At 44.1% G+C, this 14725-nt stretch carries 10 protein-coding genes; all 10 read left to right on the top strand.

Going from position 1 to position 14725, the window contains the following annotated elements; all coding sequences use genetic code 11:
* The first annotated feature begins 22 nt into the window (after positions 1-22).
* On the top strand, positions 23-1000 hold the full coding sequence (locus EPX21_RS05710) for a beta-galactosidase small subunit (RefSeq protein ID WP_240768540.1): 978 nt from the start codon (positions 23-25) through the stop codon (positions 998-1000).
* Positions 1001-1034: 34 nt separating this feature from the next.
* On the top strand, positions 1035-2186 hold the full coding sequence (locus EPX21_RS05705; RefSeq protein WP_134088707.1) for an ABC transporter substrate-binding protein: 1152 nt from the start codon (positions 1035-1037) through the stop codon (positions 2184-2186).
* Entirely contained in the window at positions 2183-3328 is a 1146-nt protein-coding gene (locus tag EPX21_RS05700) for a CaiB/BaiF CoA-transferase family protein (protein ID WP_134088706.1), read from the top strand. The genes EPX21_RS05705 and EPX21_RS05700 overlap by 4 nt, the downstream gene beginning before the upstream one ends.
* Position 3329: 1 nt before the next feature.
* Positions 3330-4490, top strand: a complete 1161-nt coding sequence (locus EPX21_RS05695; protein WP_134088705.1) for a CaiB/BaiF CoA-transferase family protein — start codon at positions 3330-3332, stop codon at positions 4488-4490.
* Between the two features lie 16 nt (positions 4491-4506).
* Positions 4507-5715, top strand: a complete 1209-nt coding sequence (locus EPX21_RS05690) for an extracellular solute-binding protein (RefSeq protein ID WP_240768538.1) — start codon at positions 4507-4509, stop codon at positions 5713-5715.
* Positions 5708-6790: a Gfo/Idh/MocA family protein gene (locus EPX21_RS05685; RefSeq protein ID WP_134088703.1), complete on the top strand. Its 1083-nt coding sequence runs from the start codon at positions 5708-5710 to the stop codon at positions 6788-6790. The genes EPX21_RS05690 and EPX21_RS05685 overlap by 8 nt, the downstream gene beginning before the upstream one ends.
* Positions 6791-6805: 15 nt before the next feature.
* On the top strand, positions 6806-7249 hold the full coding sequence (locus EPX21_RS05680; protein WP_134088702.1) for a MaoC/PaaZ C-terminal domain-containing protein: 444 nt from the start codon (positions 6806-6808) through the stop codon (positions 7247-7249).
* 14 nt (positions 7250-7263) lie between these two features.
* On the top strand, positions 7264-8544 hold the full coding sequence (gene fucP / locus EPX21_RS05675) for an L-fucose:H+ symporter permease (RefSeq protein ID WP_134088701.1): 1281 nt from the start codon (positions 7264-7266) through the stop codon (positions 8542-8544).
* A gap of 164 nt (positions 8545-8708) precedes the next feature.
* Positions 8709-12146 carry a glycosyl hydrolase gene (locus EPX21_RS05670; RefSeq protein WP_134088700.1) on the top strand — a complete coding sequence of 1146 codons (3438 nt, stop codon included), beginning with the start codon at positions 8709-8711 and terminating at the stop codon, positions 12144-12146.
* 428 nt (positions 12147-12574) lie between these two features.
* The gene (locus EPX21_RS05665) at positions 12575-14614 is read left to right on the top strand and encodes a glycoside hydrolase family 127 protein (RefSeq protein WP_206106008.1); all 2040 of its coding nucleotides are present in this window, start codon (positions 12575-12577) and stop codon (positions 14612-14614) included.
* Positions 14615-14725: the final 111 nt, after the last annotated feature.

The following is a 14725-nucleotide window of genomic DNA, read 5'->3' as shown; positions in this document are numbered from 1 at the left end:
ATAATTAAATCTAACGTTTTTGATGAAAACACTCCTTAAGTTTTTAAAATATCGTGTCCACTTTTTGCTGACGATTTACACCCGCAAATTTGGGGAAGTGAGAAGCCGGTTGGATAAGGAGCTGGTCCTTATGCAAAGTGATAATGGCGCGGAGGTCATTATTAGTAAAAAGAATGGCGCACTCATTTCTTACAAAAGCAATGGAACGGAGCAGATCGCGCAGCCGTTTTTACCCCATTTCACCCGTCCACAAACCGATAACGATCGGAAAGGGTGGAAGCCATCCAAGCTATTAAAAGTATGGTATGATGCCAAACCTAGTTTAACAGCTTTATCTGTTGACAGTACGGTAAAGGGACAGCTAAGCGTTACCAGCACCTATCGTCTGATCAAAGACAGTGCCTCGGTACAGGTCCGCTATACTTTTAATGGTAACGGGGTTTTAAAAGTGAACTACCAGCTAGAAGCTTCCGATAAGCTCCCTAATTTACCGAAGGTGGGGATGCAAGGAGGTATCAAGCGGAATCTCGATCAATTGACTTGGTACGGTAAGGGGCCTCTTGAAAACTATGTAGATCGGAGATCGGGGTTTGCTGCCGGTATTTATCAGGCACCACTTGAAACGTTCATCGAGCCTTACGTCTATCCACAGGAAAATGCGAACCGTACGGATGTGCGTTGGATGGGATTGACAAATACGGGCCATGAAGGGTTGTTGGTTGTTGCCGATAGCTTGCTAAGCATGAGTGCCTGGCCTTATACGGAAGAAGAGATTGTAACCGCTAAACATCATCATCTTTTAAAAGATGCCGGTTATATTACGTTGAACATCGACCTGATACAAATGGGCGTTGGAGGCAATGATTCCTGGTCTACCGTTTCGCAGCCCTTACCGCAATATCAAGTGCCGGCCAAAAACTATCACTACAGCTTTTACTTATTGCCATTCAAAGGAAATATAAGTCGAAAGACAGAAGAAATCAACGCTATAAAATTCTAGCTGAATAAGACGAAGGTGCTTAAACAAAATAGGAATGAAACAAATTGAACTGAAAGGAATCACTTGGAATCACAGCAGGGGGATTACGCCTATGCATGCCACGGCGCAGCGATTTAGCGAAATGCGCCCCGGAATCGAGATAAAATGGGAAAAGCGCTCATTACAGGCCTTTGCCGATTTTTCGGTTCAGGAGTTGGCAGAGCGCTATGATTTATTGGTCATCGATCATCCATGGGCAGGTTTCGCGGCGCGTACTAAAAGCATTTTACCTTTAGACGACTATTTGTCATCCCATTTTTTAAAAGATCTCGAAGAAAATAGTGTAGGCCATTCTCATAAAAGTTATCAGTTTGATGGTCATCAATGGGCTTTGGCTATTGATGCAGCTACACCGGTCGCATCGAGCAGACCCGATCTGTTAAGAAAACATGGCTTAACACTTCCCGATACCTACACCGAGCTATTGGAAATCGCTGACCGCGGATTAGTAGGTTTTGCGCTCATACCGATTGATACACTAATGAGTTTCTACATGTTTTGCTGCTCACTGGGAGAAGACCCGTGCCAGACAGATGAACGCGTTATCAGTGAGGCCGTGGGGATTCGTGCTTTGCAACTTTTCAAGCAGTTGGCGAGCAAAGTAGATGAGCGCTTCCATCATTTAAATCCCATTCAAGTTTATGAATATATGACCAATACGGATGAGATTGCCTATTGCCCTTTTGCGTATGGGTATTCGAATTATGCGCGTCATGGCTACGCCCCTCGCGTACTGGACTTTCATGATCTGGTAAGTCTTGATGGGAAGGAGAACATGCGGAGTACCTTAGGGGGTACCGGTTTAGCGGTGTCTGCAAAATGTGCACATTTAGAAGAAGCAATGGATTATATACGCTATGTGGCTTCTCCTGCTTGTCAACTTGGGCTGTATTTCGATAATGGCGGTCAACCGGGGCATTTGAAAGCTTGGCAGTCGGTACACACCAATAAAATGAGCGGAAATTACTTTTATAATACGCTGCCGGCGTTGGAGCGTGCTTTCCTTCGTCCACGATACCATGGGCATATGTTTTTCCAAGATCATGCAGGCGATGTGGTGCGCGATTTTATTATCGATGGCGGAAACGAACAGGCCGTATTGCAAAAATTAAATGAACTCTATCAAGAGTCTAAAGCATTAGTATGAAGCCATTAGAAGGAATATTGGTGTTAGAGTTTGCCCAATTTATGGCCGGTCCAACAGCGGGTCTTAAACTGGCAGATTTGGGTGCCCGAGTTATTAAAATAGAACGACCGGGGAAAGGTGAGGGTGGAAGGCAAATTGCTATTAAGAATTTGTTTATTGACGGCGATAGTTTGGTTTTCCACACGATCAACCGAAACAAAGAATCATATGCTGCCGACTTGAAAGACCCGGAAGACCTTAACAAGGTGAAACAGCTTATTGCGAAGGCAGATATCATGACGCATAATTTTCGACCAGGCGTTATGGAGAAAATAGGTCTAACCTATGAAGATGTCTGTAAGATTAATCCCCGAATTGTTTATGGCGTCGTGACAGGCTATGGAAGCAAAGGTCCTTGGGCGAATAAGCCCGGTCAGGACTTATTAATACAAGCCATGTCGGGACTTAGTTGGTTGTCGGGTACTAAAAGCGATGGACCTGTGCCTTTTGGGTTAGCGGTAGCAGATATGGCATGCGGCGCGCATCTGGCACAAGGTATTCTGGCTGCCTTATTAAAGCGTAATAAGATAGGGAAAAGCGTCTTGGTTGAAGTGAGTTTATTGGAATCTGTTCTCGATTTACAGTTTGAACTACTCACCACCTTTTTGAACGATGGAAAACAATTGCCAAAACGTAGTGTCATGCGGGGAAGCGGACATGCCTATTTAAGTGCTCCTTATGGTATTTATCGAACCAGTGATGGCTATTTGACCTTAGCCATGGGAGACTTAATGAAAATCGGAAACAGCATTGATTGTGACTTAAGCACCTATCAAGATAAAATTTCTTGGTTTGAAAAGAGAGATGAGATTATCAGTAAACTTGGCGAACATTTTCGCCATAATAGTACCGAATACTGGCGAGTTCGCCTTGAAAAAGATGGTATTTGGTGTTCTTCGGTTCTCAATTACCGTCAAGCATTAGATCACGAAGCCTTCCGTGTTTTGGAGATGACACAAGAAGTGGAATTGGCTGACGGAAAAAAGCTCATTACAACGCGAAATCCCATACGTATCAATGGCGAGAAGTTATATGCCGCTAAGGCGGCACCGAAAGCAGGTGAGGACACCGACGATATTGTCATTGAATTCAATATAGTGTAAGATGAAGCCACTGGAAGGATATTTAGTTGTTGATTTTAGCCAATTTTTATCTGGCCCATCGGCTAGCCTTCGCCTAGCGGATTTGGGCGCACGTGTTATTAAAGTGGAGAAACCGATAACGGGCGATATTTGCAGAAGCCTGTATACGTCGGACTTGATTATGAATGGCGAGTCTTCCGTTTTTCATGCCATTAACCGTAATAAGGAAAGTCTATCGGCTGACTTGAAGAATCCGGATGATATCGTTCTAATAAAGAGGTTATTAAAGCAGGCCGACGTAATGATTCATAACTTTCGTCCGGGAGTTATGGAACGATTAGGACTTGATTTCAACGAGATTATAAAGGTCAATCCACGTATCGTGTATGGGGAGATATCAGGATACGGAAATGAAGGGCCCTGGAAGGACCGGCCAGGCCAGGATTTGTTATTGCAATCGCTTACTGGATTAACCTGGTTAAGCGGAAACGCGGATGATGGTCCGGTGCCTATGGGGCTGTCTATAGTCGATATGTTGGCGGGAGCAAATCTTGTGCAGGGAATACTTGCTTGTTTAATTCAACAATCCCGCACGGAACAGGCGGCACTCGTGCAGGTAAGCATGATGGAAACAGCCTATGATTTTCAATTTGAAGCCATTACGACTTTTTATAGAGACGGAGGTGCTTTGCCTCAACGAACAAAAGTGAATAATGCACATGCCTATTTGGGTGCTCCGTACGGAATTTATCGGACGTCCGATGGTTACATCGCCTTAGCAATGGGCTCCATTCCGATTTTAGGCAAATTATTAAAATGCCCTGTTCTCGAAAACTACCCATTGGTGTCTGATGCATTTGATAAGCGCGATGAGATAAAGCAGATTATCGCGACGCATTTAAAAGGAGGAAGCACTCAACAATGGTTAGAGATCTTGGAACCGGCGGACATATGGTGTGCAAATGTATTAACTTGGGATCGGCTGGTGGCTCATGAAGGCTTCCAAACCTTAGAGATGATACAGAACGTAACAATGCGTGACGGTTATAACTACCAAACCACGCGGTGTCCGATCCGAATCGATGGTGAATATCTCACTTCTTCGCTCGGCTCACCGATACTGGGGCAGGATAATGGGTCGATTTGGAAGGAATTCGGAGAGGAGGTGACTCGTGAGTCATAAACCCCTACGGATAGCGGTGAGAAAGTTCGAACCATTTGAGCGGACAATGAAGCAAGCTTGGGAGGCTTATGCTAAACTGACAGGTTGCCCGGTGGAGGTCGAATTGGTAGCTATGGACTTACATGAGCTTTATAACGAAACTATTCAGCAGCAAGGTTTAAAAAAAGGTCTTTGGGATGTCGCTCATATCAATACGGATTGGATCTGTGAGGCCTATGCGAGCGATGCACTTTGTGATCTGACACCTTGGCTTCAGACAAATCCACCGGAAGATTATCCGGATGGATGGAGCTCGTCCCTTCTTGCTATGCAGTGTTTTGATGAGCAAGTGGTCGGTTTACCTTTTCATGATGGACCCGAATGCCTAATTTATAGAAAGGATCTATTCGAACAAGAAGAAAATAAATCAGCCTTTTACAAACAATACAAAAGAGAGTTGAAAGTCCCCCAAACATGGGATGAATATATGGAAGTGGCACAGTTCTTCCATCGGCCAATAGATAAATTGTACGGAAGTGTGATGGCACTCTATCCTGATGGGCATAACGCTGTATTTGATTTTTGCCTGCAATTATGGAGTAGAGGGGGGGATTTAGTGGATGCGCTTGGAAAAATCCGGTTAAATACAACGGAAGCGGAGAAAGCCTTGCAGTTTTATAAAACCCTGGTATCGCAGTCGGACTGTATTCACCCCAACTCCTTTCAATATGAGTCGGTACAGGCAGGTGCCGCCTTTGCACGGGGGGAAGCGGCAATGATGGTGAATTGGTTTGGTTTTGCTTCGGTTTGCGAGGTAACAAAAGAAGGGGCATTAAGAGGGAAAATTGACATTGCACCGGTACCGGCAGGAAATAAGGGACAGGGAACATCCCTGAATGTCTATTGGCTCTATACCATTGGCTCCGGTAGTAAGTATGCTTCCATCGCCTATGATTTTATTCGCTTTGCCGTTAGTGGGCAGATGGACAAACAGCTTACGCTAAACGGCGGCATTGGATGCCGTTTATCAACCTGGAAGGACGCTTTTGTGAATCAAATGATCCCTTACTATTATAAACTTGAGCTCTTGCATGAGCAATCGCAGACCTTGCCTCGGAAAAAGAATTGGGCTGCTATAGCTTCTAGAATCGATCAGTTAATACAGGAAGTGCTTAATGGAGATGAGGTGATTGCCTCTTTATTAGAACGGGCACAAGAGGATATCAATATATTGGATCATGAATAAAGAAATACAAATACCCTATCAAGCTGTTTTGCCGAAACGTCCATTGCCGATCATTGTGATCGGTGCGGGAGGAATTGTCGGAGACGCTCATTTACCAGCCTATAAGAAAGCCGGATTTGACGTCATTGGTATCACGAATAGGACCAAAGAAAAAGCAACACGATTGGCCAGGCAATTTGCCATACCACATGTATATAATTCCGTAGAAGCGGCTGTTGCACAGGCAACACCTAACGCGGTTTACGACATTACCATTATGCCCGATCAATTTGTGGAAACTTTGAAGAAGTTACCGGACGAAAGTGCGGTGCTTATTCAAAAGCCTATGGGAGACTATTTTCAGCAAAGCAAGGAGATTTTAGCCGTTTGCAGGGATAAAGGACTAGCTGCAGCCATTAACTGTCAGTTGCGTGTAGCACCCTATATAAATGCTGCTCGCTATTTAATTGAAGGAGGGTTTATCGGCGAGCTATACGATATGGAAGTTAAGGTTACCGTACAAACACCTTGGGAGCTTTTTCCGTTGGTGAAGGTACACCCACGCTTGGAAATACAATATCACAGTATTCATTATATCGATCTAATTCGTTCCTTCCTCGGCGATCCGAAAAGTGTATTGGCAAAGACATTAAAACATCCCGCGAAAAGTTTGTCTTCTTCCCGTTCTACGATTATACTTGACTATGGAGATACCCTACGTGCCGTTATTAATACCAACCACGACCACGATTTCGGTCCACAGCACCAAGAAAGTTATATCAAATGGGAAGGGACAAAAGGAGCAATAAAAGTTAAGATGGGCCTGTTAATGAATTATCCACACGGCGTTCCGGACGCTTTTGAGTATTGTATATGCCAAAAAGGGGAGGAGCCTCAATGGCAATGTCTGGCTATCGAAGGATCTTGGTTCCCGGATGCTTTTATAGGAAGTATGTCCGCTTTAATGCGGTACAAGAATGGCGAAAGCAATGTGTTAACTACCCACGTTGAAGATGTAATTAAAACGATGGCTGTGGTAGAAGCGGCTTACCAGAGTAGCGATCAAGGGGGAATATCTATACAAAAGGAATTCTAACATAAACCGGTTATCATGTACTTTAAATCTATTTTTTTTGAAGATTATCACTTGGAAAATAAGCGCATTACCCTCGGAAGAACGCTGACAGAGACAGACTTCGTTGTTCATGCGGGGCATACCGGCGACTTTTTTCCACATCATTTAGATGCAGAGTGGTGTAAAACGCAACCATTCGGTCAACGTATAGCACACGGAACGATGGTATTTAGCATTGGTATTGGTTTAACCGCTTCTGAAATAAACCCAGAGGCCTTCTCTAAGGGGTATGACCGTCTACGTTTTATTAAACCTGTTTTTATCGGCGATACAATTCACGCGGAGGTTACCATAAGTAATAAAAGTGATGCAAAAAATCCGGCATATGGCACTGTAACGGAGCATGTAGAGATCATCAATCAACGTGGAGAGGTTGTGCTGGTTGCTGATCATATTTTGTTGGTTAAAAAGAAACCTTAACATCCAACCGACCGATGGAAATTTTAGTAAATGAGCCATTAGCTCAATCGACAACTAGCCAAACAACAAAAAAATACCTATTGCCTTTTATACTGGTAACAGGCTTGTTTTTCCTTTGGGGAATGGCTCACAATTTGGATTCCATTCTGATTCCGCATTTGAAAAAGGCCTGTAATTTGACCAATAGTCAATCTGCACTTGTCGACACATCGGTGTTTTTTGCCTACTTTATCATGGCCATCCCGGCGGGAATGCTACTGAAGCGCTTCGGATACAAACGCTGTATTATTATTGGTTTACTTGTTTTTGCGAGCGGAGCTTATCTTTTTGTACCGGCAGCCAACAATTTGAGCTATGAGATTTTTTTATTCGCACTGTTTATCATAGGTTGCGGTTTAGCTATCTTGGAAACCACGGCCAATCCTTATGCTGCCGTTTTGGGGAGTCCTGCCACGGCAGGGCGCCGATTAAATTTAGCGGCCTCCTTTAACGGTTTGGCTGCTATGGTAGCGCCCATAGTAGGAGCCAACTTTATATTGTCCGGAAAGGAATATAGTAAAGATGCCTTGGCCGCTATGCAGGAGACCGAACGTTTGCGTTATTTTATGGAGGAAGCATCCTCAGTGAAACTACCTTATATTATCTTGGGATCGATATTGCTTTTAATAGCGGTGGTGTTCTTTTTCGTAAAGTTTCCGGAGGTGAATCAACAGCAAGAGGATATCAAAAAGCGAAACTTTTTTGCGGTATGGAAGTATCGGAATCTTAGTCTCGGTGTGGTAGCACAATTCTTTTATGTTGGAGCTCAAGTTTGTATTACAAGCTTTTTTATTCGTATGGCACAGCAAGGAGCGAACGTAGATGAAAAGACCGCCGGTTATTATTTAGGTATATACGGTTTCTTATTTATGCTGGGCAGGTTTGTAGGAACTTTTTTACTACGCTTTCTTTCACCGCGCAAGCTGTTGATCCTCTTTACTTTGTTTGCGGTTCTTCTCTGTCTGGTAGCTATCTTGGGTGAAGGCATGTCCGTTGTATACGCATTGGGATCAATCGGTTTTTTTATGTCCATTATGTTTCCCACCATTTTTGCACTGGGCATTGAAGGTTTGGGAGATCAAACGAAGGCTGCTTCATCCTGGCTTATTATGTCCATTGTCGGAGGTGCTATTCTGCCCTATGGAATGGGTAGTTTAATTGATTATACCGGCGATAGTATACAGATTGGTTACCTGGTGCCTTTGGTGTGTTTTGTAGTGGTATTGGCATATGGATGGAGAGGAGTGAGTGAGTAATGAATGAATTATGAGTGATGAGTTGTGGGAATAAATGATAGGGAATATTTAATGGGAGCTTTTTGGGACGTAAGACATGTTCCCAACTACCCGGTTCCCTTGTTCACTGAGGCAGTAGCGGCGGCACCAACTAAAGCCGAAAGCTAATTTTAAACAAACATTAAATGAAAAAAAAAGGGAGTTGGTTTTTGTTTTTATTCTTACTGTGCTCGCAAGATATTTTTGCGCAGAATAAAAGGCTGTCCTCCCATATGGAATATGTAAAAGGGGAAGGTCTTGAACAAGCTAAGCCATGGGTGTTCTGGTATTGGATGCATTCCGCTTATTCCAAGGAGGGGATTACAGCTGATTTGGAAGCGATGAAGGAGATAGGTATCGCAGGTGCTTATTTAGCACCGATTAAGGGCAAAACAGATCCTCCTTTATATGAGCCGGTAATCGAAACGATGACACCGGCTTGGTGGAATTTAATACGCTTTACCTTAGAGGAAGCCCATCGTATCGGAATAAAAATCGCGCTATTACCGGGAGATGGCTTTGCGACTGCTGGTGGAAACTGGATAAGTCCGGAGTTATCGATGCAGAAAGTGGTATGGACAGATACGGTGATTGCTGGTGGGAGAGATGTGCAGCTGGCACTGCCCCAACCGGAAGCCTACCAAGGTTATTACCGTGATATAGCGACTTTTGCTCTGCCGGTTAAAGATCGGCCCTACAATGACCAACCCACTGTAAGCACCAGTACGGGGGTCGAAGCTCAATTCTTAACGATTAAAGGAAATAAGAAAAATTTTGGTAGCAAAGAATCCTGCTGGATTCAGTATAGCTATAAACAACCTTTCACTTGTCGCGCGATCCAAATAGATGTCGAAGGTTTTAACTATCAATCAGGCAGACTCATTATTCAGACAAGTAACGATGGTGTGCATTTTCGGGAGGTTAGTCGCCTCAAACCACCACGTGCAGGTTGGCTGGACTGGGATGTTGGGCTTACCCATGCAACAGAGCCTATTACTGCCCGATATTTTCGTTTTGTGTATAACCCGGAAGGCAGCGAACCAGGGGGAGAAGACCTGGACGCAGCAAAATGGAAGCCTAGCTTAAAATTATCAGGCATTCATCTGTTATCGACACCGCGCATTCATCAATATGAAGGTAAATCGGGTGTAGTTTGGCGAGTTAGCGAGCCTAGTACCTCCACGCAAATTGCAGACACCGATTGCATCAAGAAAGACCAGCTGATTAATATCTCTTCTTTTATGCAGGCCGATGGTACCTTGACATGGAAGCCCCACGGAGGATTATGGAGGATTTTACGCATGGGGCATACTTCAACCGGACATATGAACGAAACTGCCGGAAACGGTAAAGGATTGGAATGTGATAAGATGAACCCGAAGGCAGTTGAAGTACAGTTGCAGGGCTGGCTACAGAAAGCCATTGATACGGCAGGTGATAGTTTAGCTCATCAAGTTTTAAAGATCTTTCACGTCGATAGCTGGGAATGCGGTAGCCAAAACTGGTCGCCCGTTTTTCGCAATGAATTTAAAAAAAGAAGGGGATATGACCCGGTCGATTATCTACCTGCTATGGCAGGCTATCCGATAGAAAGTGCCGATTTTTCAGAACGGTATCTATATGATATTCGCCAAACCATTGCCGAACTGGTCAATGCTAATTTCTTTGAGCCGATAAAAGCCTTTACGCACAAACATGGGGCGCTCTTCAGTGCAGAGACAACCGCACCCGTTATGTTGACTGATGGCATGGCTCACTTTAAAACGGTAGATATACCTATGGGAGAATTCTGGTTAAGAAGCCCTTCGCATGACAAGTTCAACGATGTGCTCGATGCGGTATCCGGAGCCCATATCTATGGTAAACCCCTTGTGCAGGCGGAGGCCTTTACTCAAATACGAATGGAGTGGGATGAGCATCCCGGAAATCTCAAAACATTGCAAGATCGAAATTATGCCCTTGGCGTAAATCGGTTGGTCTATCACATTTACGTACATAATCCATGGCTGAATAGAAAACCTGGAATGACACTTAGTAGTATTGGCCTGTACTTTCAGCGTGATCAAACTTGGTGGAAGCAAGGAAAAGTATGGGTTGACTATGCAACACGTGTACAACAGCTGCTGCAGGCAGGGACGCCGGTTACCGATTTGGCTGTTTTTACCGGTGAAGAGCTCCCAAGAAGAGCCATTCTTCCTGATCGCATGGTCTCAACCCTACCGGGTATCTTTGGTGAAAAGCGTGTATTGACGGAGCAGGCCCGGTTAGCTAATAAAGGCTTGCCCATACAGAAAATCGCCGGGGTAAGTACAAGTGCGAATATGGTGCAGCCTGAAGATTGGATAAATGCATTGCGCGGTTATGCTTATGATTCTTTTAATCCCGAAATATTGTTGCAGGCAAAAGTTGAGGACGGACGCATTGTACTTCCTACCGGCGCAGCTTACGGAATATTGGTACTCCCGGGTAAGCATGCTTTGCAGCCGAATGATCAAGCCATGAGCTTGGAAGTAGCGCGTAAACTGAAACAGCTTATCACTGAAGGTGCCAAAGTTGTACTAAGTAATAAACCACTGCGTACGCTGGGATTATCGGGTTTCCCGATGGTAGATACTGAATTGAATCGAATAACAGCACTTATCTGGGACGGCTCTTTCGAGCAAATGGAAGAAGGCAATAAATCTGTGCTCTTTAAAAAGCTCGGGAAGGGTATGATTATCAAGGCACCCTATTTGCTCTCTTCATTTAATCAATTCGGGGTGCAACCTGATGTTCGTTTTAGTGAATTGGATGGTTCAGAAGCCACTGGCTTGGGCTTTAACCATCGGCGAACCGATGAAAAAGATATTTACTTTTTGACCAATCAACAGGAGCAAGATCGGAAACTGCTCGTGTCATTCCGGATAACAGGTAAAGTGCCGTACCTATATGATCCGGTAAGTAATATCGGGAAGCCCTTGGGCGAATGGCGTATTGTAGGGGATCGTACGGAGATCCCGCTTCAATTTGCTCCTAATGCTTCTTTATTTGTCCTTTTTAAGGAAGAAACCAACTTAAAAGAAGCTAAATCAGCAAGAAACTGGCCACAGTTAAGCGAGACAAAGAAATTAATGAATCCTTGGGATATTAGGTTTGATCCCGATTACGGCGGACCAAAAGAAGCAATTACATTAAAAGAGCTAAGAAGCTGGAGCGAGTTTGAAGATCCGGAGATACGGCATTATTCCGGTACTGCGCATTATCGAACCGCTTTTCAATGGGAGGAAGGAGATCAGCTTTCACCAGTATGGTTACAGTTAGAAGAAGTGGCGAATATCGCTACTATAAAAGTAAACGGCGTAGACTGTGGAACACTTTGGACGGCGCCATACCGTGTTGATATTGGTAAAGCGTTACGGAAAGGCGAGAACCAATTGGAGATAGCCGTAACGAATACTTGGGCTAATCGACTGATCGGTGATCAGGCATTGCCAGTGGAGAAACGCATTACGCAAACAACGGCACCTTTCCGTTTAGAAGGGCAGCCTTTGTTGAAGGCCGGCCTTATTGGGACGGTGCGTTTGATGGAAGAAGAAGTGAATTAGCCAATTACTCAGTTAGCTAATTAGCTAATTAGCCAATATGATGACGAGCCAGTGTAGTTGCGAGTTGTGCGTTTTGAGTTACGCGTTGTCTTTGCGAGTTTTGAGTGATAGAAAGATTAACTAGCAAGAACAGCACGCTTGCGGGATGGGTCTCACCTTTTAGTGATGAGTATATGAGTGATGGAAACATTAACATCAATGCAATCAAAAACGGCACGTTGGTAGGAGCGGCTTCATGGAGTGAGCGTTAAAAAGATTCAGGAAGTGATGGGAAGAAAATCATGTGAGGAAGCGAAGGGTTGGCCATAGCGCTGCGCGGCTACACAGGATTGAGCGTTCAGACCTGAATCTTTAGCGAAAGCCATGAAGCCTTGATTGTTTGGTTCTTTATTATCAAGAATAAAGAACAATAAATAAAATAATAAATTATGATAAAAAAAATTAATGTAGTAATCCTTGTTTTATTTGGAGTATTCTCCATCTTCAACTTAAAGGCTCAGGACGCTTTTTTAGTAAACACATCGAAAAGCCCTTATGCTAAGTTAAAGCCGGTGGGGATGGACCAGGTACATTGGACGGAGGGATTTTGGGCAAACCGATTTGAGGTATGCAGGGAGCATATGGTTCCGCAACTATGGAATGTTTATAATGATGAACATGTCAGTCATGCTTATAAGAATTTTGAAATAGCCGCCGGTTTGGATACCGGGAGTCATAGCGGACCATCTTTTCATGATGGTGATTATTATAAGATGTTGGAAGCGGTGGCAAGTATATATGCCGTTACGAAAGATCCGGCACTGGACAAGAAAATGGACGAAGTTATCAAGACTATTGCCCTATCGCAACGGGAAGACGGTTACATTTATACCCTGTCGATGATTCAGCAACGCAAAACAGGTGTAAAAAATCAATTTGAAGATCGCTTAAGTTTTGAAGCCTATAACATTGGGCATTTAATGACGGCCGCCTGCGTACATTATCGAGCTACCGGAAAACGTAATCTATTGGATGTCGCCGTTAAAGCTACCGATTATTTATACCGGTTTTACAAATCGGCTTCACCAACCTTAGCGCGAAATGCCATTTGTCCTTCTCATTATATGGGTGTAGTTGAGATGTATCGTACTTTAGGCGATAAACGATACCTGGAGCTGGCAAAACACCTTATTGATATAAAAGGCCAGATTGAGGACGGAACCGACGATAATCAGGATCGAATTCCCTTTCGGGAACAGCAAAAGGTAATGGGACACGCGGTGCGCGCGAATTACCTCTATGCCGGTGTTGCGGACGTCTATGCCGAGACAGGTGATACCAGCCTTTTTAATCAACTCCATAAAATGTGGAAGGACGTTACATCACATAAAATGTACATAACGGGTGGTTGTGGTTCGCTATATGATGGGGTTTCGCCGGATGGTACCTCTTATGATCCCAAAGAGGTGCAGAAGATCCATCAAGCTTATGGACGCGACTACCAATTACCCAACTTCACCGCTCATAATGAAACTTGTGCCAACATCGGAAATATGCTATGGAATTGGCGGATGCTACTGCTAACAGGTGACGCAAAGTTTGCTGACGTTTTGGAGCTGGCACTTTATAATAGCGTGCTGTCGGGCATCAGCTTAGATGGAGAACGGTTTTTATATACAAATCCGCTCGCTTACTCGGATAAATTGCCTTTTAAGCAGCGATGGTCGAAAGATAGAGTGCCTTATATCGCATTGTCTAACTGTTGCCCACCCAATGTAGTACGAACGTTTGCCGAAGTGCATAGTTATGTTTATAGTATTTCGGATGAGGGCATATGGATTAATCTATACGGTGGAAGTGAGTTAAATACGTCATTGCCGAATGGGGGTACGGTTAAATTAAAACAGGAAACGGCTTATCCTTGGGATGGGGCGATCAAAGTTGTGGTAGAAGAAGCTGTTAAAGATGATTTTTCTTTGTTTTTGCGTATTCCCGGATGGGCGGACCGAGCTACGATTCAGGTAAATGGAGAAGATATCAACGAAGTTGTGAAGCCAGGTTCCTATGCGGGGATAAAAAGAAAATGGGAAAAAGGAGATGTTGTGTTATTAAAGATGCCCATGGAGGCTCATTTGATGCAGGCGAATCCATTGGTAGAGGAAAGCAGAAACCAAGTAGCCGTGAAGCGCGGACCTATTGTGTATTGTTTGGAATCTTCGGACTTGACTGGAGGCAAGACCATATTCGATGTAGCAATTCCCGCTGATATGACCTTTCAGACAGAAAACCAATTGATTGACAACTGTCCTGTTACCTCTTTAACCGGGGTGGCGAAAGTAATCGATCAACAGCAAAATTGGGACGGTGCTCTTTATCGGAAAATAGACACAGGCGTTAAGGAAACAGTACCGCTTCGATTTGTGCCTTATTTTACCTGGGGCAATCGAGGGCATACGGATATGACGGTTTGGATACCGGTTAGTTATTAGTTGTTAGGAGCAGTGACAGTAGCGCGAAATCAGCGTTAGGTAGTAGTAGTGGCACCTGAAGTAACGCGTAGTAAAACGGAAGGCCTATAGTCTACAGCCCAAAAAATGTAA

The sequence above is a fragment of the Olivibacter sp. XZL3 genome (assembly GCF_004368405.1).
Lineage (GTDB): Bacteria > Bacteroidota > Bacteroidia > Sphingobacteriales > Sphingobacteriaceae > Olivibacter.
This window is presented reverse-complemented; position numbering and strand designations above follow the sequence as displayed.